Consider the following 22,933-nt stretch of genomic DNA (forward strand, 5'->3'; position numbering starts at 1 on the left):
GCATTTTTTTTAATGCCTCGGTGATTAATTCATCCAATTCCACATAAGTTTGACGATAATTTTCAAGTGATCCCCGTACGGGTCAGCGACATCTCCTTGCTCCCATAGACAAACTCTTTCAATGTCCATAGCTTGCCAGCAGAATGAGGAAACGAAGAAAGAACCGCCTGTTTATGGCCGGTTGTCATAGTGAAAATGACATCCGCCCAATCGACTATCTTTCTAGATATCCCTTGAGAAAGATGTTGAATAGGAATGCTATTTTCCTGTAACACTTGAATGGCATGCCTGGCTGCCCGGTCACCTGCTGCTGCATAAATCCCTGCAGACCGTACATCCCATCCTTGCTTCTTATGCTTCATAATTGCTTCTGCCATCGGACTTCTACATGTATTTCCTGTACATACGAACAATATGTTCAACCGTTTTCACCCTCCAGCTGTTTTCTTCTCCTCTTATTATATAAGATTTTTATCAAAGAGGGTAAAAAGTTCTATATATTTTTCCAATTAAAGAAAAAGAAGTTTAAAACCAAACGCCAGCAAAATGCAACCGCCAAATGCTTCGCTGTAAGCCCCAAGCCAACTGCCGGCCTTTCTGCCAACCAACAGTCCGCTCCAAGTTAAACCAGCTGCAATGCCGCCGAACAGAAGCAGTACAAGCAAAATTTCTGCTCCATAAATCCCTAATGTAAGGCCAACCGAGAAGCTATCCAGACTGACGATCAAAGAGAATACCATCAATCTCCAACCGAAAGGAACCGACCTTTCTTCCTCCTTTTGTTGAAAAAAAGCAACAATCATTTGAGTACCAGCAATTATGAGCAGCAAGCCTCCAATAAGAGAAGCAATTGTCCCAAATGTATCTGTAACAAATCGGCCAGCTATTATGCCAAGAAGCGGTAAAATAATATGAAAACTGCCGATAATGATTCCAATATAAAAGATCCGCTTTAACCTGATTGGCGCCATGCCTATTCCTAAGCTTGCTGAAAAAGCGTCCATTCCTAACGCTAAAGCCAGTGTACTCAAAGTAACGACTTCACCCATCTTTGCTTCATTCCCTTCCTTGTTGGACGTGCCTCTTTTCAACATATGCAGGAATGCTCGAATACTTTCTTGAATAGATGCCAAATGAGAAAGCGCAGCAAAGACATGGTGGAATACTTTTAAAACCAAAAGCAAGATTGCCAGCACACGATAAGGGAATAAATAAAAAATACTAAACTTGAGAGGGTGAGCACGAATGATCATTAGAGAGCGCAAGAACGAATTTGTATTAATTGAACAGGATCATCACGCACAAATTTCTGGAATCATCATGTCCTATTGGAAAGATTCACTGTTTTCTGCTCCAGAATTCAGGCGCTCCGTCGAATATGCCATTTTTCAGCACGACTGCGGCTGGAAGCCATTTGACACAGACCCCTTCTGGAATGATAAAAAAGAGGCCCCGTATACGTTCGTTGATTTTCCACTGCTGCCAAAACTTGTACTTTACAAACAAGGAATTGATGAGGTGGAAAAAAACGATCATTACGCTGCTCTCTTATGCAGCATGCATTATTCGGCTTTTCTTAGAAACGAGGCTTTAGATGAAGTAAAACCATTTCAAATAAATGAAGAACAGCGCCGGGAGCGGCTCATTGCTTCTCTTAAAATTCCAGACCCATCTTTGCCCGATTCACATTACAGACTGTTACAGCTCGGGGATAATCTTTCTTTATATATTTGTCTGAACGAGCCCGGGACAACGAAAGAGCAGGAACATCCCTTCTTTTGCAAAGGAATTCCTCTTTCTGCTGCCTTCAACAAAATAGAGAAAGATAACATTCAGCTTTATTGGCAAGACAAACAAACCATCGCTATGGACCCTTTCCCTTTTAGAGATAAAATTCTTATCACACTTAAACAGAAGACTCTGTCAAAAGACCAGATTGCTTCCCAAGGGTTTCTTGAAAGCTATAAAAAAACCAGCTTTTGTGAAACACCCATTCAACTCATGCCATCATATAAATAATTAAAAAGGAAACCAGAAAAAGCGGCAGTCGCCGCTATCCGGTTTCCTCTTTTTTCTATTCTTCACATACCCAGCGGTGAGCGGCTGCTTTTTCCAGCCGGTTCATAATGGCTAAACCAACCCCCGACGTGGGGAAAACTTCGGAATAGATAATATCTACATCTGTCTCATTAAAAGCGCGCAATACATCGTAAAGAGAATGCGCCACTGTTCTTAAATCCTGGCGGCTTCCACATGGAAAAACAACATCCGCTTCGTAGAAAGAGAGATTCTCCTCTGTTGTTAACACGCCAACTTTTTTCCCTTGCTGCCGCTGCTCATCAATATTTGACTGAATCCATTTACGGCTGCCATCTAGCAAATAAACAGGAGCTTCCGGGGCATAATGTTTATATTTCATTCCAGGCGACTTGGGCCGCTGCTTTGCATCCGTCAACGCCGCATCAATCCCAGCTTCCCCGGCAACCTCCTCAATTTCTTCTTTTGTAATGCCACCTGGCCGCAAAATAACAGGAATGTCTCCTGTACAATCCACAACTGTAGATTCTACCCCTACTCCAGTATCGCCGCCATCTATAATTCCCGCAATCATTCCATCCAGATCATCTCGTACGTGCTTTGCAGAAGTAGGGCTCGGCTTGCCTGATCGATTAGCGCTCGGTGCTGCAATTGGCAAGCCCGCTTCCCGGATGACAGCCATGGCTACAGGATGATCGGGCATGCGGACCGCTACCGTTTCAAGTCCTGCCGTAACCACTTCCGACAGCCGGTTTGGCTGCTTTTCCAAAATAATAGTGAGCGGACCTGGCCAGAAGGCTTCCATTAATCGTTCAGCTGTTTCTGATATGTTGACCGCTACGTCTGCTACCTGTTGCTTTGAAGCGATGTGAACAATTAGTGGATTGTCAGCCGGGCGGCCTTTTGCAGCAAATATTTTAGCAGCCGCTTCATCTGATAAGGCATTTCCTCCTAGTCCGTATACCGTCTCAGTTGGAAAAGCCACCACCTCATTTTGCTTTAATAAATCAGCTGCTTCCTCAATTTGTGGATATGTGTCTAAAAAATCCACACCCTTATCCACATACCAATGTTTTGTTTGCATTTTGCTCATTTATCTTTCATTCCTTCTTTTTTTGTACGATTTCTGTGTTTCTTGTTAATAAATCAGACACTTTTGGAAAGATATGCACAAAATCATACCCATTATCCACATTGTGTGGATAACTTTTTTAGTTTTGTTTATAAGTCTGTGGGTAAATGTGGATAAATTTCTGAAAAATCAATCGTTATTATTTTTATCCACAAGATGAAAAAGCCATCCTCACTTTTTACTTATTCTTCTTGAAAAGCTCAACGATAGCGAACTTTACTTTTGGAACTTGCTCCTCACCTTCTGCATAGACTGGTACTTTCTGCTGGTCTGAGTGGTTGTTCTCTTCCACCCCGGGACTAATGGCTGTACCATTTGAAAAATCAAGAAAACAAAGCGGGGGATAGAGCACACACCACCAGTTCGCCCCATTTCCTTCACCAATTGTAATAACGATTGCCTCATATTCACCAGCAGGGTAAAGAAATTGCCCATACAGCTTCGTTGGAAACTTTGCTTGTCCAAAATTAACCTTAATGTTTGTTTGTATCCCTTCCTCCCTCGCACGCTTTATAGCAATCTCTTGAATTTCCGGCAGTTTGCTTTTTAAAAGACGGCGGGCTTCCGGCAAAGATTCCAGATTGGATACCCACTTTGTAATCTCTTTATTCACATCGTCTCTGATCTTTCTTTTTAGTTCCTGGTCAGTCGCATTATCGCTATTCGCAAGAATTCTCAGCCTGATCGCTTCCTTTGGAATCACGATGGTTTCTTCCGCTTCTGCTGCTTGATCAGGAATATATAAACTCATTATTGTACCGATTGATAAAATTAGTAAATAAATGCCTGCAATTAATCTATTCATTATTTTCCCCTCCTGGCTATCAGTCTGTCCAGAAAAGAAAAACTTAAACAATGAAACTATTAAATTTTCACAAAAACCATTCTGTCTTTGCCATTAATATCATTTTTAACGCTGATGACCGCTTCTGGAAAAACGCTTTGCAAAAGATCAGATACCGCTTTTCCCTGGCCCGCTCCGATTTCAAACCCAATCAATGCTTTTGCATTCAATACATGGGGCAGCTGTTCACATAACCGACGGTAAATATCAAGGCCATCCTCTCCTCCAAATAAAGCCAGTTCCGGCTCATGATCAACCACAACGGTTGATAACTCTTTTTTATCAGTTAACGGAATATAAGGAGGATTAGACAGAAGAATATCCAGTTTTATTCCCTCCTCAATGAAAGGAGCCAGCAAATCTCCATGCAAAAACTGAATATTAGCCTGCAATGTCCTGCTATTCTGTTTGGCTGTCTGCAGCGCTTTTTCCGAGAGATCCGAAGCATACACGGTAAGCTGCGGACGTTCAAGCTTCATCGTAATAGCGATAGCTCCGCTTCCCGTCCCAATATCCGCCATTACAAGTTCCTGATCCTCTTGGAAATGCTCGCTTATCCCTTCTAGCGCATGCCAAATCAATTCTTCCGTTTCCGGCCGGGGAATCAGCACATTCCCGTTTACAGCGAAAGATCTTCCATAAAATTCTTCTCTCCCAATCATATGCTGGATGGGAATACCTTCCCCATGCCGGCTGACCATTTCCTTAAAGGTTTGCTGTTGCTGCCCTGTCAGCTGCGCATGCATATTTGCCAGCAACTCTGAGCGTTTCATCTGCATAACATGCTGCAACAGTAGTTCTCCCGCATTCTCATCCCGCTCTTTCTCTCTTAAAAAAGAAGAAGCCCATCGAAGGGCCTCATATATTTTTTGTGTCATATTAATCCTGCAAATTCTCAAGCTTGGAAGACTGTTCTTCCATAATAAGTGCATCTAGCACTTCATCTAGCTTGCCTTCCAAAATTTGATCAAGCTTTTGCAGAGTTAGACCGATGCGGTGGTCAGTCACACGGTTTTGCGGGAAATTGTATGTTCGGATACGCTCAGAGCGATCTCCAGAACCGACAGCCGATTTTCTTTGCGCGTCATATTCCGCCTGGGCTTCCTGTTGGAACTTATCATATATACGGGCCCGGAGAACTTTCATCGCTTTTTCCTTATTCTTAATTTGGGACTTCTCATCCTGACAGGAAACAACGATCCCTGTCGGAAGATGCGTCAAACGAACAGCTGACATCGTCGTATTAACACTTTGGCCGCCCGGTCCGCTCGAGGCAAATGTATCAACTCGAATATCTTTGTCGTGGATATCCACTTCCACATCTTCCGCCTCTGGAAGACAGGCTACCGTAGCTGTAGATGTATGAATCCGTCCACCTGATTCCGTTTCTGGAACACGCTGCACACGATGGGCACCGTTTTCATATTTCATCTTGGAGAAAGCACCTTTTCCGTTAATCATGAAAATAATTTCCTTATAACCGCCAAGGCCCGTGGAGTTGGCTTCAATGACCTCTGTTTTCCAACCTTGCATCTCCGCATATCGGCTGTACATACGATATAAGTCACCGGCAAACAAAGCCGCTTCATCTCCGCCCGCTGCCCCGCGAATTTCCATAATTACGTTCTTATCGTCGTTCGGGTCTTTTGGAATCAAAAGAATTTTCAACCGTTCTTCCAGCTGCTCGAGCTGATCTTCAAGCTCTCCTATTTCTTCTTTCACCATTTCACGCATGTCAGCATCAAGCTTTTCATCAAGCATTGCCTTGGCATCCTCGTATTGCTGCTTTGCTTCTTTATATTCACGATACACAAGCACAGTCTCTTGAATGTCAGACTGTTCCTTTGAATAATCTCTGAGCTTGCCAGGATTATTCACAATTTCCGGATCGCTTAACAGTTCATTTAACTTTTCGTAGCGGTCTTCCACCGCCTGTAAACGGTCAAACATAATGTCACCTCAAATTTCGTCCATAATGTTTTCATTATAATATATCGAAAAAACCAGCACAATGTAAAAAGAAAAAGCGGAGGGTGCTTGTCTAGTACGATAGAAGGTTGGAGGAATACCTAAAGGAGTCGTTCTTTGACTTCTTTAGGTATTTCGAAACCGCCGTACGCACTAGCGTCCGCAGCTGGACAAAAGAAAAGCGGAGCCGACTGTACTCCCCCGACAAGCATAAGACGAAATGGTGAAGTGGCGTTCTTTAGCTACACAACCAGATCGGCTTATGTCCTCGAGGGGCAAGGAGGCTCAGCTGGACAAGAGAAAAGCGGAGGTGCTTGATTCGCGGCGTATGGACTGGTTCACCTTTTACCGACAATACGTTTTTCCCGGAAAAGAAGCTGTTATCTGGAATTGTGTATACTTTTTCATAAGAAACACCTATATTATCTGGAATAAAAGGCAGTTTATCTGGAAAAGCATTGTTTTTTTCTAAAAAGAAGAAGAGGACGTCCGATGGACGCCCTCTATGAATTTGTAGTCAGGCTAAAACCTATTGGGTTTTTTCAACAGCTGCTTTCTGCTTATGTACAGAGGTAAGCGGCACTTCGTGATGGTGGCGGCAGCGCGCTTCATAACTTTCAGCGGCTCCAACTAAGATAATGGGATCGTCATATCCCGCCGGCTGTCCATTAATCAAACGCTGTGTCCGGCTAGCTGGTGATCCGCAGACCGTGCAAACAGCTTGAAGCTTTGTAACGAGTTCAGCAATCGCCATTAATGCCGGCATCGGACCAAACGGCTCTCCCCGAAAATCCTGATCAAGGCCGGCTACAATCACACGATGTCCACGGTTGGCGAGCAACTGGGCAGCTGAAACAATGCCCTTATCAAAAAATTGAGCTTCGTCAATCGCAACGATATCCACATCAGGCGAGACAGCTGCTAAAATATCAGCCGACTCTGCTACCGGTACTGCAATCACAGCAGATCCATTATGGGAAACGACTGAGTCTTCGCTATAACGATTATCGATTTTTGGCTTAAACACCACGATTTCTTGCTTTGCAAACTGCGCTCTCCTGACACGGCGGATCAGCTCTTCAGATTTTCCCGAGAACATGCTGCCGCAAATCACTTCCACCCATCCGGTTTGTTTCATTACATACATTGAACAAGCCTCACTTTCAACATTCCTTCTTAAAAATAGTCCCAAAAGGCAAAAAACAGGCAAGCAGTTAATAAATAACTCCTTGCCTGTTTTCATTTTTAACTTACTTATTCTTCATGCCGTATTTTTTGTTGAAGCGATCAACACGTCCGCCAGCATCAGCGAATTTTTGACGGCCAGTATAGAATGGGTGGCACTCAGAGCAAACCTCTACGCGAATTTCCTCGTTTACGGAACCAGTTTCAAACTCGTTGCCGCATGCACATTTCACCATTGCTTTTTTATAATCTGGATGAATAGCTGCTTTCATTCTTGTCATCTCCTTCCGCCCTGAATCATTCTGAAACAGAGTTGTCTATACGAAGTACGGAGTTAGTTCTCCATACTTATAGGCTGAACACACTGGTATTATTATAACAAGTATTTGTCCAAAAATCAAATACCAATTATAAAATCCGTTTGGATGAACCGCCTGCTTTAATTTCCTCTACTAATTGCTCAATAAAGTCCTCGTTTGATTTCGTCTGGCGCAGGCGACGCAGGAATTTTTCGGCAAGATCTGGTGAATCGGACATCGTCTTGCGGATAGACCAGATCATATCAAGCTGACCTTTCTCAATGAGCAGCTCTTCCTTACGCGTGCCAGAACGTTTAATATCAATAGCCGGGAAGATCCGACGCTCAGCAAGCGAGCGGTCGAGGTGGAGTTCCATATTTCCTGTCCCTTTAAATTCTTCATAAATGACATCATCCATACGAGAACCTGTATCTACAAGAGCCGTTGCTAAAATCGTCAAGCTGCCGCCTTCTTCGATATTCCGCGCTGCTCCGAAAAAGCGCTTCGGACGGTGAAATGCGGCTGGGTCAATCCCTCCGGAAAGCGTGCGTCCGCTCGGCGGAATAACAAGGTTGTATGCCCTTGCCAGTCTTGTAATACTATCCATTAAAATAATTACATCGCGCTTGTGCTCTACAAGACGCATCGCTCGCTCCAGCACAAGCTCCGCTACTTTAATATGATTTTCCGGCACTTCATCAAACGTTGAACTGATAACTTCTGCTTGAACAGACCGCTCAATATCAGTTACTTCCTCCGGACGTTCATCAATCAGCAGAACGATTAACTCTGCTTCTGGATGATTGGCAGTGATAGAATTAGCAATCTCTTTCAGCAAGATCGTTTTTCCTGCTTTTGGCGGTGCCACAATTAATCCCCGCTGACCAAAACCTACAGGAGAAATTAAATCCATGATTCTTGTGGAAAGATTTTTTGGACTGGTTTCAAGCTTAATTTGACGATCCGGATATAAAGGAGTCAATGCTGGAAAGTGGACACGCTCTTTAGCAGATTCAGGATCGTCCCCATTTACTGCTTCGACGTGCAGGAGGCCATAGTAACGCTCGTTTTCCTTCGGAGGACGTACTTTACCTGATACTTTATCGCCGTTTCTCAAATCAAATCGGCGAATTTGTGAAGCAGAAATATAAATATCCTCGGAACTTGGCGAGTAGTTAATCGGTCTTAAAAATCCAAAGCCCTCAGACTGAATAATCTCAAGAACGCCTTCCATGAAAAAGAAGCCTTGCTCCTCTGCGCGCGCTTTCAAAATAGCAAAAATTAATTCTTTTTTCGTTAGCTTACTGTAATAAGAAATCTTGTACGTACGCGCAAGCTCGTAAAGTTCCTTTAATTTTAAATTCTCTAAATAAGAAATTGTTAGTTCTTCCATTTCGGCACCACACTTTTATTTAATTCTCACCCTATGTAAGTAAGATGAGCCGTTCTTTCTTTATTTAGCTGCGCCTTATTCGGGTTCGAATCTAGGCCGTTATATGCTTTCCGAGCCTGTCCTATGCTAATTGCTCTAGGCATCGGCTCTGCTTTTCTTTAAAATAATATCTATTTTAACCTGTTAGGGTAATTGCCGCAATAATTGAATAAAAAAGGAGGGAATATTGCGTTGATACACATTTTCTGGGCAATATTGTGAGTGGCGTTGAAAAACAGCAAAGGCAGGCTGAAGAGCCGGTCACTCCCGGCATAAGCCCGCTCCGTGCTGTTGAATGAATTAAATAAAAACAGTTTCTTTATATGTTAAGGCTTCATAACTAAGTTCGGCTTCTTCTCCAAGCTGTGACGGCCATCAATAAAACGAACCGTACCAGATTTTGCTCTCATAACGACAGAATGAGTCTGTCCATAGGAACCTTTAAATTGAACACCACGCAGCAGCTCACCATCTGTTACGCCTGTTGCTGCAAAAATTGCATCGTCCCCACGTACGAGGTCTTCCATACGAAGTACTTGTTTCAAATCGATGCCCATTTTTTCGCAACGCTTGATTTCTTCATCATTTTGCGGAAGCAATCTTCCTTGGATCTCTCCGCCAAGACATTTTAACGCTACCGCTGAGATGACTCCCTCAGGAGCACCTCCGGAACCGAATAAAATATCGACGCCTGTTTGATCAAAAGCAGTATTGATCGCGGCTGCTACGTCGCCGTCTTCAATTAATTTAATACGCGCACCTGCTTCACGAAGCTGGGCGATGATATCTTCATGGCGTGGACGATTTAGCACTGTGGCTACCACGTCTTGGATATCTTTATTTTTCGCTTTAGCGACAGCTTTTAAATTATCGAGAACGGATGCATTGATATCGATTTGCCCTACAGCTTCAGGTCCTACCGCAATTTTGTCCATGTACATGTCAGGAGCGTGCAGAAGGTTGCCATGATCTGCTATAGCAAGAACAGCCAATGCATTCCATCCACCTGATGCAACAATGTTGGTACCCTCCAGCGGATCGACTGCGATATCTACTCGAGGACCATGGCCTGTTCCGAGCTTTTCACCGATATATAGCATCGGAGCTTCATCCATTTCGCCTTCTCCGATTACAACCGTTCCTTTCATCGGAATGGTATCAAACACGTCGCGCATAGCAGTAGTTGCCGCATCATCCGCTTCCATCTTCTGCCCTCTCCCCATCCAGCGTGCAGAAGATAAAGCAGCTGCTTCCGTTACCCGGATAAGCTCCATTGATAAACTTCTTTCCATCTTATATTTTCCTCCCGTATTAGAGCTGCAATTTAATAACTTTAAAAGTATAACCTAATTAACATATATATTGTAACACATTAACGGGAAATGAGGGGGAAGAATTCAGCCACTTTTCATTTGTCCTATATCTTCTTCTGACAAGCCTTCGCGCCAGAGCTCTGCACCGAGGAGGCTGAGTTTTTCCACAAGCATGCTGTAGCCCCTGTCAATATGCTCAAGCCCTGTTATTTCTGTTAACCCTTCAGCCATCAAGCCGGCAATCACGAGAGCAGCCCCTGCCCGCAAGTCGCTCGCCTTCACTTTCGCTCCTCGGAGCTGGACAGGTCCATTAATAACAGCCGATCTTCCTTCCACTTTCATGATTGCATTCATTCTTCGCAGCTCATCGGTATGCTTAAAACGGGCAGAGTAAATCGTATCCGTAACAATAGAAGAACCTTCTGCTTTTGTTAAAAGTGAGGTAAAGGGTTGCTGTAAGTCGGTCGGAAATCCTGGATATACAAGCGTCTTTACGTCAACAGCCTTAAGCTTATCCGCTCGGCCTACAAAAATTTTGTCATCTCCTATTTCTACGGGGACATTCATTTCTCGCAGCTTGGCGGTTAGCGATTCCAGATGAAGCGGGATGACATTGTCAATCACGATACCATCTCCTGCTGCAGCTGCCAAAATCATAAATGTTCCTGCTTCAATTCGATCGGGGATAATTGTGTGGCGGCAGCCATCGAGCTTGTCCACGCCTTCAATACGAATAATGTCGGTGCCTGCTCCTTTAATTTTAGCTCCCATGTTATTCAACAGGGTGGCTACATCAATAATTTCTGGCTCTTTTGCAGCATTTTCAATAACAGTCTGCCCCTTTGCCTTGACAGCAGCCAGCATAATATTGATGGTAGCGCCGACACTGACAACATCCAGGTAAATCCGGGCTCCCCTTAGCTCATTCGCCCGCAAGTAAATAGCTCCCTGCTCATTTGTTACTTCCGCTCCAAGCGCTTCAAATCCTTTAATATGCTGATCAATCGGCCGTGGCCCTAAATGACAGCCACCCGGCAAGCCGATTACCGCTTTTTTAAACTTTCCGAGCATGGCTCCCATTAAATAATAGGAAGCACGCAGCTTTTTTACTTTACCATTTGGCAAAGGCATGGCCACCATACTCGTTGGATCGACAATCATTTCACCATTTTTAAAAGTGACTCTTCCGCCGATCTCCTCGAGCAATCCTTTCAGTATATGAATATCGGAAATATCGGGCATTCCTTCAATTGTTACTGGAGATTCCGCTAAAATAGTAGCTGGCACTAAAGCAACTGCACTGTTTTTGGCTCCATCTACTTTAATTGTGCCTTTTAACGGACGTCCTCCCACAATCTTCAGCTTTTCCATTTTATGCTCCCTTCTTTCACGCACTGGCTAAGCATCGAAAAAGAACTGCTTCATCATACGCTGACTATTTTCACTAAATATAGTTTATCCCACTGAAGTAAAAACATGTAAAAAATGTTTTATTTTACTTGACGTTTATCCCAATCAGCCAAAAACGCCTCAATTCCTTTATCTGTTAGCGGATGGTTAAACATTTGCTTCAGCACTTTAAATGGTACAGTTGCAATGTGGGCGCCACGTAAAGCTGCATCTGTAATATGTTGTGGATGGCGGATAGAAGCAGCAATGATTTCTGTATCAATGCCGTGAATAGCAAAAATAGAAGCAATCGTTTCAATAAGATCCAATCCATTATGGCCGATATCATCAAGACGTCCCAAAAATGGCGAAACATAAGAAGCGCCTGCTCTCGCTGCTAACAATGCTTGGTTTGCGCTGAAAATTAACGTTACATTCGTTTTAATACCTTCTTTAGCGAAAACAGAAACCGCTTTTAATCCTTCTGCTGTCATCGGAACTTTTACCGTGATATTCGGTGCAATCTTTGCTAATTCACGGCCTTCTTTGATCATTCCTTCTGCATCAAGCGCAATCACCTCAGCGCTGACTGAATCACTCACCAAATCAGTAATTTCCTTTAAGCGCTCTTCAAAAGGAACAGATTCCTTCGCCACTAAAGATGGATTTGTTGTCACACCTGATAGAATGCCCCAGGAATGGGCTTCTTTGATTTCTGTCATGTTAGCTGTATCGATGAATAATTTCATTATATAATCTCTCCTTTAATTAGTTGGCTATTGTAGCGCCTGCTCCTCAGGGTTATAAGTTCGTCCAGCTGTATGGCTGAAAGAAGCCACTTCGCCGGCCCATCTTATGCTTGTCGGAGCCATTCGGGCGCTTCCGCTTTTCTATTGTCCAGCTGCAGCGCCTGCTCCTCGAGGTCATAAGTTGGCCCAGCTGTGTGGCTGAAAGGTGCCACTTCGCCGGCCCATCTTATGCTTGTCGGAGCCATTCGGGCGCTTCCGCTTTTCTAAATTGAAACCGCCTTACTTCAATAAGGCGGTTTCTTTTATGCATCTTTATAGGATAAATAAGCTTTACGCTTTTCCAGAGGAACCAAATTCACGCATTTTTCCTTTAACGGTTTCTTTGATTGTCTCGCGTGCAGGTCCTAGGTACTTACGTGGGTCATATAGATCTGGTTTTTCAGCGAGGACTTCACGCACCGTTTTTGCTGATGCTATTTGGTTTTCTGTGTTAACGTTAATTTTTGCTGTTCCAAGGGAGATCGCACGCTGAATGTCTTTTGTTGGAATACCAGTACCCCCGTGAAGTACGAGTGGAACGCCGGTCAAGTTCATTACTTCCTCCATGCGGTCAAAGCCCAATTTCGGCTCGCCTTTGTATGGACCATGAACAGAACCGAGAGCTGGAGCAAAGCAATCCACACCTGTTTCACGGACTAATTGGTCACACTCTGCCGGAATGGCATAAGCAGCTTCCGCATCTTCCACGATCAAGTCATCTTCCTGTCCGCCAATACGGCCGAGCTCTGCTTCAACAGATACACCGTGAATGTGGGCAAGCTCTACTACTTTTTTGTTAGCTCAATGTTTTGCTCTAATGGATGATGAGAGCCATCGATCATAACGGAAGTGAAGCCTGCTTGAATTGCTTTGGCACACATTTCAAAGCTGGAACCGTGATCAAGATGAATAGCTACCGGAACGGTTACCTCATACTCTTCCATTAGGGCCTTTACCATAGCAACGACAAACTTGAAACCACCCATATAACGGGCTGCTCCTTCAGAAACCCCAAGAATGACTGGAGACTTTTCTTCTTCAGCCGCCTGCAAAATAGCTTGAGTAAATTCAAGGTTGTTGATGTTAAACTGTCCAACAGCATACTTTTCTTCTTTTGCTTTATTTAGCATATCTGTCATGGAAACTAAAGGCATGATTATTTTCCTCCTCGATGAACTAAGTACACATCTTAGTATACACTTACGAATAAATTTACATTTGTATCATACCAAAATAACCGGCCCTTTACCAATGGAAAAGCAGCCGGTTATCCTTTAGGAAAATATGTATTCTTTTACTGTTGTGCGGATATCATCAATATCAAATGGTTTGGCAAAGTGCGTGAGCGCCCCAAGATCCTTTGCTTTTTGAATCATATCCAGCTCTCCGTAGGCCGTCATAATAATGACACGGATGCTTTTATTTTTTTCCCTCATACGTTTTAAAATTTCAATGCCGTCCATTCCTGGAATTTTCATATCCAACAACACTAAATCAGGTGAATGATTATCTACAATTTCGAGAGCTTGTATGCCATTCGCTGCCTGAAATGTTTCGTACCCCTCTTTTTGAAGAACTTCATTTAGTAAAATGCGTATACCAAATTGATCGTCTACAATAAGTATTTTCCCACTCAATTGCCTCTCCCCCTGATCTTAATTGTCTTTCTATTATGTTATGTATGGTTTAAAACAACTGACTATTTCTTGCTCTATGTTTAATTCTTGTTCGACACTCGAAATTCCTGCTTACGGAAATAATTTATGACTTTTGCTCCCGAGTTAAAAGACATGTATAATATACTTCACGATTAAGGAGGACGAACGATGTTAAAAATGTTTACCACTCAATTAAATGGTCTTTTCCAACGGATTGCCGATAAAGAAGCGGAACAAATGGAAGATGGCGCCCGCCTTCTGGCCCAGGCAGTAATCGGAGAGGGACGAGTTTATATAAAAGGATTTGAAGAAATGAAAGCCGTAGAGGCAGAAGCAACGGCCGGAGCTGAAGCGCTCTCCTGCTTCCAATCGTTTGAAGCCGCCGATAACATAACAGAAAGTGACCGGGTGCTTCTCGTTAGCCGTTTTTCCCATGACTCCGAAGCTGTAGCTTTAGCTGCTGCTCTTGAGGAACGAGGCATTCCCTTCGTTGCAATAGCCGGACTTGTGCCCGAGAAAGAGCACTCACTTCACGAAAAAGCCGATGTGTTTATAAATACAAAGGTTACGAAAGGGCTTCTTCCTGACGAAAATGGCGGCCGCACAGGCTTTCCTTCTAGTCTCGCTGCCCTATATATTTACTTTTCCCTTAAGCTTACCATCGATGAAATTTTGCAGGAACAAAATTAAACAATGAAAAAAGCCTTTAAAGCACACATGGGGACTGACCCCATAAAGTGAGACAAATAAAAAAACACCTTTAAGTTGAAAACGGGTATGGAATACTCGAAAGTAACTTGGAGGTGTTTTTCTATGGGTACAAGAGTCAGTTATCCAGCGGAAGTAAAAATGAAGGCTGTAAAAATGAGATTGTCTGGGGTGCCGGTTAAAGAAGTCTTGAAGGAATTAAACATTCGAAATAAGACACAACTTAAAACATGGATGAAATGGTATAAAGCAGGAGAGTTTCATCGATTTGAACAGCCAGTAGGCAAGCAGTATTCCTTTGGAAAAGGGACTGAGCATGAAAGTGAAGCGGAGAAGTTGAAGGCAGAAAATCGGTATCTGAAACAACAGATTGAAGTACTAAAAAAGTACAAAGAATTGGAGAGGAAGTGGTCCCAGAAACAGCCGTAGAATTAGTGAAAGAACTCAAAACCAGCATGCCCGTCAGGGAGATATGCCGGCATCTTGGCATTGCTAGATCCACTTATTATCGCTGGAAGAGCAGGAGCCGGGAAGAAACATCCAGGCAGATCGTTGAACGAAAAATCGGCACGTTGTGCCGGGATCATAAGTTTCGATACGGTTATCGTAAAATCACAGCCTTATTAAAACGAGAGATGTCTATTAACCATAAAGCGGTACAGCGTGTGATGCAAAAGTATGGCTGGCAATGCCGGGTAAAGGTGAAGAAACGCAAACGAACAGGACAGCCCTGTCATATTTCCGATAATCTGTTAAAAGGAGATTTCCAGGCAAATCAGCCTCTTCAAAAGCTCGTCACAGATATTACATACTTGCCTTTTGGCCAGAAACAGCTGTATCTTTCAAGTATCCAGGATTTATTTAACGGCGAAATCATTGCCTATTCTATAGGAAGCTACCAAAACACAGATTTCGTGCTGCATACGCTGACCCAGCTGCCCCCTCTCCCCAAAGGGTGTATCTTGCACAGTGACCAAGGATCTGTTTACACATCTTATGCTTATCAACAGGCAGTCAAAGGAAAAGGCATTACCATAAGTATGTCCCGGAAAGGGACACCCTCTGATAATGCCTCCATCGAATCGTTTCATTCCTCGCTAAAGTCTGAAACGTTCTATCTCGACGAGTTGAGAAGCACTACGACGGCCATCGTAGTGCAAACTGTCGAAAACTATATTCACTATTATAACCATATCCGTATTCAAGCGAAACTAAACAACCAGCCACCGGTCAAGTATCGGCAGCTGGCTGCTTAAAGGTGTTTTGACCCCTGTCTCAAAAATAGGGGTCAGTCCCCATGCTTTAAAGGCTTTTTCTTTCTTATTTATTAGCCAAAGTCGCTTCAATGAATGCACGGAAAAGCGGCTGCGGGCGAGTTGGTCGTGACGTAAATTCCGGATGGAACTGAGCTGCTACAAACCACGGATGATCAGCAAGCTCGATGATTTCCACGAGACGGCCATCTGGACTTGTACCAGAGAAAACAAAGCCTTTTTTCTCCATTGCTTCACGGAACTCATTGTTGAATTCATAGCGGTGACGATGACGTTCGTAAACGACTTCATCTTGATAAGCTTCATAAGCCTTTGTTCCTTTTTGTAATTTACATGGATACAAGCCAAGACGAAGCGTTCCGCCAAGATCTTCAACATCTTTTTGTTCTGGCAGCAAGTCGATGATCGGATATGGAGTTGTTGGATCAATTTCAGATGAGTTGGCACCTTCTAATTGAGCAACGTTTCTTGCATATTCAATAGAAGCAAGCTGCATGCCAAGACAAATACCAAACAACGGAATCTTGTTTTCACGAGCATATTTAATTGCCTCAATCTTACCAGCAATACCACGATCTCCAAAACCGCCTGGAACGAGAATGCCGTCTGCACCCTTCAAGCGCTCTTCCGCATTTTCAGCGACTAGTTCAGCAGCGTTGATCCAGTCAATTTCAATATCCGCGTCAAATGCGTAACCGGCATGACGCAAAGCTTCTACAACTGAGATATAAGCATCTTGTAGTTCTACATATTTACCGACAAGCGCGATTTTTGTCTTTTTCGATAAAGTACGTACTTTATCCACGAGCGCTTTCCAGTCATCCATTTCCGCATCATGGCACTGAAGTTTTAAATGACGGCAGACAAGCTCGTCCATTTTCTGTTCTTGAAGAGAAAGTGGGACAGCATAAAGAGTATCGGCGTCCATTGCTTCAATAACCGCTTCCGGAGCAATATCGCAGAAAAGAGCTAGCTTATCTTTCATTTCCTGTGAAACAGGCAACTCCGTACGAACAACGATAATGTTTGGCTGAATTCCAAGACTGCGAAGCTCTTTCACACTATGTTGTGTCGGCTTTGTTTTCATTTCACCGGCAGCTTTCAAATATGGAATAAGCGTACAGTGGATATACATTACGTTATCGGCACCGACATCGCTCTTGATTTGACGGATAGCCTCTAAGAATGGCAAGGATTCAATGTCCCCTACTGTTCCGCCAATCTCTGTAATAACAACGTCAGCTTTTGTTTCTCTGCCTGCAAGGAACACACGGTCTTTAATTTCGTTCGTAATATGCGGAATGACCTGAACCGTACCACCCAAATATTCACCACGGCGTTCTTTGCGCAAGACTGTTGAATAAATCTTGCCTGTAGTGACATTGCTGTACTTATTTAAATTAATATCGATGAAACGCTCGTAGTGCCCTAAATCCAAGTCTGTTTCTGCTCCATCGTCAGTAACGAATACTTCTCCATGCTGGTAGGGACTCATTGTTCCCGGATCGACGTTAATGTATGGATCAAACTTTTGAATAGTCACCTTTAATCCACGATTTTTTAACAAGCGTCCCAGGGAAGCAGCTGTGATCCCTTTACCGAGAGAAGAAACAACCCCGCCTGTTACAAAAATATATTTAGTCAACTTGAAAAGCCCCCTTCAATCTATTGTTTCTTTATATTATTAAATGAATACACTTATTTTATCGGGGCAAAAAACAAAAACGCCCCAATTACTTAAAAGTAAAGGGAGCGTTATAAGCATAAAAACGTCTCTTTAAAGAGCCCAAATAAAATACTACAATTTGAAATAAAGGAAGTCAAGAAAAGATTAATTTTCTTTATTTTAAATCTTCTTCCTCATCGTCGTCCAAATCATACTCATCTTCTTCGCCAAGATCATCTTCGAATTCGTCATCTTCATCCAACTCATCCAGATCTTCAAGCTCTTCTACTTCATCAAGATCTTCGAGATCCTCATCTTCAAAATCGAGATCTTCTTCAAGTTCGTCCACTTCATCCAATTCGTCTTCATCGAAGTCTGGTTCTTCTTTTGCTGCTTTCTTCGTTTTCTTCTTTTTCGCTTTTACAGTCGGTGTAGCTTCCTCTTCTAATTGATCGACTGGATACCAAGCACGCAAACCCCAGCGATTTTCTCCAAATGTAATAAACCGGCCATCGATATTCAGGTCAGTATAGAATTGGATCATTCGCGATTTTAACTCGGCATCGCTCAATTCTTGATATTGCTGAATTTGAGAAAGCATGTCCTGAAATACTACCGGTTCTTTGCTTTCTTTTAAAAGAGCGTAAGCAATTTCAATAAAGGACATTTCCTTCAATTCTTCTTTAGATAGTTGCTTCAAATTCACATCCGCACTTCCCTTCTCTATTTACGCACTCCACTGGAGTGAAAAGGTCATATTCACCATTATAAACATCGACGCTTTCATTATGCCATATTTATGTAACGATTTCCGCTTTTTTTTTGTCCGCCTTTTTCGACACGTCCTCTTCAGACGGCTTTTCTGCCAAACTTTTCTTCTTCATTTCCACATATGTCCGATAAAATAGAAAAAATGACAATAAAATAAAAGGGATGGCTCCAAGCTGGATCTGATAAAGCCAAAAAGCTGCGGGCACACAGGCGCCTAGCCATATATAGTTCAACCACTGCTTCATCATTCCACATCCCGCCTTTTACCCTTCCCTTATTGTATACTTTCTGGTAAACATTATAAAAGAAAATAAGTGATCATGTAAAAAACTTTACATCATGAATGTATAAAAGCGGTCTTTTCCCCATTACGTTACCCTTTATTTTACAATTATAATCTTTCTTCGTGAAAAAAATACCGTGAAAGAGAATACCTGTTTCTTCCACGGCTGTTGTTACTCACATATTTCTTCTATATTGTCCGCCTACTTCATAGAGAGCTGTTGTAATTTGCCCAAGGCTGGCAACTTTTACTGTTTCCATTAGTTCAGCAAAAATGTTCCCCCCATTCACAGCAGCTTCCTTCAACCGTTTTAACGCTCGCTCGGCCTCCTGTTCATGCTTTTGCTGGAACGCATGCAACTCACTGATCTGATGCTCTTTCTCTTCTTTCGTTGCTCTTGCTAATTCCATGCTATTGATCTCTTCTTCGGATGGCGGATTTGGATTCAGATAAGTATTAACACCAATGATTGGCAATTCACCCGTGTGCTTCAACATTTCATAGTGCATCGACTCTTCCTGGATCTTCCCTCTCTGATACTGAGTCTCCATTGCCCCAAGCACGCCCCCTCGATCATCCAGGCGCTCAAATTCCTGCAGCACGGCTTTCTCTACAAGGTCTGTCAACTCTTCAACGATGAAGGAACCTTGCATTGGGTTTTCATTTTTTGATAATCCATGCTCCTTTGTAATAATGAGCTGAATCGCCATAGCACGGCGCACTGATTCCTCAGTAGGTGTAGTGATAGCTTCATCATAAGCATTTGTATGAAGTGAATTACAATTATCCTGCAAAGCCATTAGCGCTTGCAGTGTCGTCCGAATATCATTAAAATCAATCTCCTGCGCATGGAGTGAGCGCCCGGATGTTTGAATATGATACTTAAGCTTTTGCGACCGCTCATTGGCACCATATTTCTCACGCATCGCTACTGCCCAGATTCTTCGGGCAACGCGGCCAATTACTGTATATTCCGGATCTAGACCGTTTGAGAAAAAGAAAGACAAGTTCGGTGCAAAATCGTCAATCGCCATGCCGCGGCTTAGATAATACTCTACATAAGTGAAGCCATTCGCCAAGGTAAAAGCAAGCTGGGAAATCGGATTGGCTCCGGCTTCAGCAATATGGTAGCCGGAAATCGAGACAGAATAGTAATTGCGAACCGAATGATCAATGAAATATTGCTGGATATCTCCCATCATGCGCAGAGCAAATTCCGTGGAAAAAATGCATGTATTTTGCCCCTGATCCTCTTTTAAAATATCAGCCTGCACGGTTCCTCGAACTGTTTTTAACGTTTCAGCCCGCACATCGGTAAATTCTTCAATTGTAAGTATGCGGCCAAGCTCTTCTTCTTTCCGCTTTACCTGCTGATCGATTGCCGTGTTCATAAACATCGCCAAAATAATCGGTGCGGGCCCGTTGATCGTCATGGAGACCGAGGTAGACGGATGACAAAGGTCAAAACCGGCGTACAGTTTTTTCATATCTTCCAGCGTACAGATACTCACGCCGCTTTCGCCGACTTTCCCATAAATATCCGGGCGGTGATCCGGGTCTTCCCCATACAGGGTAACCGAGTCGAAAGCCGTGCTTAACCGCTTTGCTGCATCATCTTTGGACAAGTAATGAAAGCGGCGATTGGTTCTTTCGGGCGTGCCTTCCCCTGCAAACTGCCGTTTAGGGTCTTCTCCTTTCCGCTTAAACGGAAAAACACCGGCTGTGTAGGGAAAGAAACCTGGCCTGTTCTCTTTATATACCCAACGAAGAATCTCTCCGTAATCAACAAACTTCGGCAGCATCACTTTAGGAATTTTAAGTCCTGATAAGCTCGTTGTTGTCAATTCTGTTACTATTTCTTTGTCACGAATTTTGGTGACGTATTCAGAAGCCGCATATGTCTCTTTTAACTCCTTCCACCCGGCAAGGATCTTTTTCGATTCAGCGGTCAGCTGCTCCTCAACAGCCGCTTTAAATGTTTCAAGCGATCGAATGACTTCTTCGCCAGCGCCGTTGGCTCTCGCTTCCTTTAATGCCCCCTCAAGCTGGAACAGCCGGCGGGCAATTTGTTCCTGTTCTTCTGCTTTTTGATGATAGCGCCTCACCGTTTCAGCAATCTCTCTCAAATAGTAGCGACGATCATTAGGAATAATAACGTTTTGCTTTTCCACATCTACTTCTTTACTGAAGGATACTTTCCAGTCGGTGCCAGCTTTTTCATTAATCTTTTCTACGAGTGCGGCAAATAAAGCATTCGTGCCCTGGTCATTGAACTGACTGGCAATCGTTCCATAGACCGGCATATGATCGAGCGGCTCATCAAATAGGTTGCGGCTGCGCTGATATTGCTTCTGTACCTGGCGTTTAGCATCCTCCGAACCTTTTCTTTCGAACTTGTTAATAACAATTAAGTCAGCATAATCAATCATATCAATCTTCTCAAGCTGGGAAGGTGCCCCGAACTCACTCGTCATTACATACATGGACAAATCGGAAATTTCAGTAATTTCTGCATCTCCTTGCCCGATTCCGCTCGTTTCTACAATGACAAGATCATAACCAGCTGCTTTTACAACACGGATCGCATCTTTCATAGCGAGTGAAAGCTCAGAACGGGAATTTCGGGTAGCAAGACTGCGCATAAACACCCGGTCAGAGAAAATGGCATTCATGCGAATACGGTCACCAAGTAGCGCACCGCCTGTTTTTTGCTTTGTTGGATCAACAGATAAAATAGCGATTTTTTTGTCGGACAATTCATTGAGGAAGCGGCGGATCAGTTCATCGGTCAAAGAGCTTTTCCCTGCACCACCTGTCCCGGTGATACCAATGACTGGGGCTTCATTGCTTAAAGACTGAATTTGTTCAAACGCAGCAGCTGCTTCGGCTTTTTCTTCCTTATTAGCCCCTATTTGATTCTCCGCTAGTGAAATCAATTTTGACACAGCCGTAATATCCCCGTCTGGCAGCTTGTTAATGACTTCTCCCAGGTTGCCAGATACAGTAGAAAAATCACATTCTTTCAGCATGATATTGATCATGCCTTGCAAACCATTAATCCGGCCATCCTCAGGTGAAAATATCCGCGCAATCCCATAATCATGAAGCTCTTTTATTTCCCGAGGAATGATAACGCCGCCTCCACCTCCGTAAATTCGGATATGCGGGCAGCCTTTTTCTTTTAACAGATCATGCATATACTTAAAGTATTCCACGTGGCCGCCCTGATAAGAGGAGATAGCAATCCCCTGTACATCCTCCTGGATAGCAGCATTTACAACCTCTTCGACCGAACGATTATGGCCGAGGTGAATCACTTCTGCACCGCTCGCCTGCAAAATCCGGCGCATAATATTAATCGATGCATCATGCCCGTCGAAAAGGCTGGAAGCTGTCACAAAACGAATATGATGTTTTGGTTGATAAACCCCCACTGTCTGACTCATTTCTTGTCCCCCTTATTGTTTCGCTTTGTAGCCGTTAATGCCTAAGAACAGCAAATCCGTCTGTACATTGGTATAATCTTCAATCGTAAAGTTTTTTTGCAATGTCCAGCGTCGAAACCCCCACATTTGTCCCTGCACAAAAATATTTTGGGCGAGCATATGAATCTTTTGTTCTTCGATATCAAGCTCTCCATTCTCTACACAACGGCGGATCAGCCTTTCAAACATGCTCACCATATCCATTTCCTTCTTAAGAACGTAAGGCAAAGCATCTTTTGAAAGAGATTTCGCTTCCTGATACATAACAAGCACTTCATCCTGCATATCATCTACGACTTTAAAATAATAGCCGATGCCAAGCTTCAAGCTTTCCAGTGTACCTGCCTCTAGATCAATTTGCTGCAAGCGATCTTTTACCTGATCATAAATGCTGTCACATACAAGATAAAGAACATCTTCTTTTGTGCGAATATATTCATAGAGCGTTCCGATACTAAACCCTGCCGCTTTTGCAATTTCTCTCGTTGTTGTTCGATGGAACCCTTTTTGTTTAAAAAGATGAACGGCCCCTTTAATCATTTCAGAACGTCTTTTTTCGATTAATTGCTCGTCTTTTACAGATGCGTGTACTTTTCTCTTGCCCGCATTCAATGTTATCAACCGCCTTTAATAAATACATAGCAAGAGCAGAAGAAGCGGTACTCTCCTCATCTGCTCTTATATTTGCTGTTATTTTACTC

The 22,933-nt window shown here is 43.3% G+C and carries 22 protein-coding genes and 1 pseudogene; 3 read left to right on the top strand and 20 right to left on the bottom strand.

The window, feature by feature from the left end; all coding sequences use genetic code 11:
- Positions 1 to 62: 62 nt before the first annotated feature.
- Together CJ483_RS12155 and CJ483_RS12160 are read right to left on the bottom strand one after the other, a co-directional pair.
- On the bottom strand, positions 63 to 422 hold the full coding sequence (locus tag CJ483_RS12155; RefSeq protein ID WP_259455633.1) for a low molecular weight protein arginine phosphatase: 360 nt from the start codon (positions 420 to 422) through the stop codon (positions 63 to 65).
- A gap of 87 nt (positions 423 to 509) precedes the next feature.
- Positions 510 to 1,049, bottom strand: a complete 540-nt coding sequence (locus tag CJ483_RS12160) for a manganese efflux pump MntP (protein ID WP_120037992.1) — start codon at positions 1,047 to 1,049, stop codon at positions 510 to 512.
- Between the two features lie 196 nt (positions 1,050 to 1,245).
- Here CJ483_RS12160 and CJ483_RS12165 point away from each other — a divergent pair, with 196 nt between their 5' ends.
- The gene (locus CJ483_RS12165) at positions 1,246 to 2,019 is read left to right on the top strand and encodes a DUF3891 family protein (protein WP_120035299.1); all 774 of its coding nucleotides are present in this window, start codon (positions 1,246 to 1,248) and stop codon (positions 2,017 to 2,019) included.
- A 55-nt stretch (positions 2,020 to 2,074) separates the two neighbouring features.
- Here CJ483_RS12165 and CJ483_RS12170 read toward each other — a convergent pair whose 3' ends face one another.
- From CJ483_RS12170 to CJ483_RS12230, 13 genes and pseudogenes are all read right to left on the bottom strand, one after another.
- Positions 2,075 to 3,121 (bottom strand): L-threonylcarbamoyladenylate synthase, encoded by a 1,047-nt coding sequence (locus CJ483_RS12170; protein WP_182917160.1) that lies wholly within the window; start codon positions 3,119 to 3,121, stop codon positions 2,075 to 2,077.
- Positions 3,122 to 3,347: 226 nt separating this feature from the next.
- Complete coding sequence (gene spoIIR, locus CJ483_RS12175; RefSeq protein ID WP_120035304.1) at positions 3,348 to 3,974, bottom strand: stage II sporulation protein R; 627 nt, start codon at positions 3,972 to 3,974, stop codon at positions 3,348 to 3,350.
- A 59-nt stretch (positions 3,975 to 4,033) separates the two neighbouring features.
- Positions 4,034 to 4,891, bottom strand: a complete 858-nt coding sequence (prmC, locus tag CJ483_RS12180) for a peptide chain release factor N(5)-glutamine methyltransferase (protein ID WP_120035307.1) — start codon at positions 4,889 to 4,891, stop codon at positions 4,034 to 4,036.
- Between the two features lies 1 nt (position 4,892).
- Positions 4,893 to 5,963 carry a peptide chain release factor 1 gene (gene prfA / locus CJ483_RS12185; RefSeq protein ID WP_120035309.1) on the bottom strand — a complete coding sequence of 357 codons (1,071 nt, stop codon included), beginning with the start codon at positions 5,961 to 5,963 and terminating at the stop codon, positions 4,893 to 4,895.
- A 547-nt stretch (positions 5,964 to 6,510) separates the two neighbouring features.
- Positions 6,511 to 7,128 (bottom strand): thymidine kinase, encoded by a 618-nt coding sequence (locus tag CJ483_RS12195; protein ID WP_120035313.1) that lies wholly within the window; start codon positions 7,126 to 7,128, stop codon positions 6,511 to 6,513.
- A gap of 103 nt (positions 7,129 to 7,231) precedes the next feature.
- A complete protein-coding gene (rpmE, locus tag CJ483_RS12200; protein WP_120035316.1) occupies positions 7,232 to 7,438 on the bottom strand; it encodes a 50S ribosomal protein L31 in 207 nt (68 codons plus the stop codon).
- 136 nt (positions 7,439 to 7,574) lie between these two features.
- Positions 7,575 to 8,858 carry a transcription termination factor Rho gene (gene rho, locus CJ483_RS12205; protein WP_120035318.1) on the bottom strand — a complete coding sequence of 428 codons (1,284 nt, stop codon included), beginning with the start codon at positions 8,856 to 8,858 and terminating at the stop codon, positions 7,575 to 7,577.
- Positions 8,859 to 9,223: 365 nt separating this feature from the next.
- Complete coding sequence (gene glpX / locus CJ483_RS12210) at positions 9,224 to 10,189, bottom strand: class II fructose-bisphosphatase (protein WP_120035320.1); 966 nt, start codon at positions 10,187 to 10,189, stop codon at positions 9,224 to 9,226.
- Between the two features lie 105 nt (positions 10,190 to 10,294).
- The gene (locus CJ483_RS12215) at positions 10,295 to 11,581 is read right to left on the bottom strand and encodes a UDP-N-acetylglucosamine 1-carboxyvinyltransferase (protein WP_120035322.1); all 1,287 of its coding nucleotides are present in this window, start codon (positions 11,579 to 11,581) and stop codon (positions 10,295 to 10,297) included.
- 119 nt (positions 11,582 to 11,700) lie between these two features.
- The gene (fsa, locus tag CJ483_RS12220; RefSeq protein ID WP_120035324.1) at positions 11,701 to 12,348 is read right to left on the bottom strand and encodes a fructose-6-phosphate aldolase; all 648 of its coding nucleotides are present in this window, start codon (positions 12,346 to 12,348) and stop codon (positions 11,701 to 11,703) included.
- A gap of 104 nt (positions 12,349 to 12,452) precedes the next feature.
- Positions 12,453 to 12,593 (bottom strand): hypothetical protein, encoded by a 141-nt coding sequence (locus CJ483_RS24525; RefSeq protein ID WP_182917038.1) that lies wholly within the window; start codon positions 12,591 to 12,593, stop codon positions 12,453 to 12,455.
- Between the two features lie 85 nt (positions 12,594 to 12,678).
- Positions 12,679 to 13,541: pseudogene (locus CJ483_RS12225) on the bottom strand (class II fructose-bisphosphate aldolase).
- Positions 13,542 to 13,661: 120 nt separating this feature from the next.
- Entirely contained in the window at positions 13,662 to 14,024 is a 363-nt protein-coding gene (locus CJ483_RS12230) for a response regulator (RefSeq protein ID WP_120035326.1), read from the bottom strand.
- Between the two features lie 189 nt (positions 14,025 to 14,213).
- Between CJ483_RS12230 and CJ483_RS12235 the strand changes: the two genes are divergently transcribed.
- Positions 14,214 to 14,735, top strand: coding sequence for a DUF2529 family protein (locus CJ483_RS12235; RefSeq protein WP_120035328.1), 522 nt, complete (start codon positions 14,214 to 14,216; stop codon positions 14,733 to 14,735).
- Positions 14,736 to 14,858: 123 nt separating this feature from the next.
- Positions 14,859 to 16,009 (top strand): IS3 family transposase gene (locus CJ483_RS12240; RefSeq protein WP_120035330.1). Its coding sequence is split into 2 segments (ribosomal slippage): positions 14,859 to 15,132 and positions 15,132 to 16,009, totalling 1,152 coding nucleotides; the frame shifts between segments, so codons are not numbered across the junction.
- A gap of 64 nt (positions 16,010 to 16,073) precedes the next feature.
- Here CJ483_RS12240 and CJ483_RS12245 read toward each other — a convergent pair.
- The 5 genes from CJ483_RS12245 to CJ483_RS12265 all read right to left on the bottom strand — a co-directional run bounded on the left by CJ483_RS12245 (position 16,074) and on the right by CJ483_RS12265 (position 22,844).
- The gene (locus CJ483_RS12245) at positions 16,074 to 17,672 is read right to left on the bottom strand and encodes a CTP synthase (protein WP_120035333.1); all 1,599 of its coding nucleotides are present in this window, start codon (positions 17,670 to 17,672) and stop codon (positions 16,074 to 16,076) included.
- A 196-nt stretch (positions 17,673 to 17,868) separates the two neighbouring features.
- Complete coding sequence (gene rpoE, locus CJ483_RS12250; RefSeq protein ID WP_120035335.1) at positions 17,869 to 18,399, bottom strand: DNA-directed RNA polymerase subunit delta; 531 nt, start codon at positions 18,397 to 18,399, stop codon at positions 17,869 to 17,871.
- A gap of 91 nt (positions 18,400 to 18,490) precedes the next feature.
- Complete coding sequence (locus CJ483_RS12255; protein WP_120035337.1) at positions 18,491 to 18,712, bottom strand: hypothetical protein; 222 nt, start codon at positions 18,710 to 18,712, stop codon at positions 18,491 to 18,493.
- Between the two features lie 211 nt (positions 18,713 to 18,923).
- Positions 18,924 to 22,193 carry a fused isobutyryl-CoA mutase/GTPase IcmF gene (gene icmF, locus CJ483_RS12260; protein ID WP_120035339.1) on the bottom strand — a complete coding sequence of 1,090 codons (3,270 nt, stop codon included), beginning with the start codon at positions 22,191 to 22,193 and terminating at the stop codon, positions 18,924 to 18,926.
- Between the two features lie 12 nt (positions 22,194 to 22,205).
- Entirely contained in the window at positions 22,206 to 22,844 is a 639-nt protein-coding gene (locus CJ483_RS12265; RefSeq protein ID WP_259455634.1) for a TetR/AcrR family transcriptional regulator, read from the bottom strand.
- Positions 22,845 to 22,933: the final 89 nt, after the last annotated feature.

This window comes from Bacillus sp. PK3_68 (genome assembly GCF_003600835.1).
Classification (GTDB): domain Bacteria; phylum Bacillota; class Bacilli; order Bacillales; family Domibacillaceae; genus Pseudobacillus.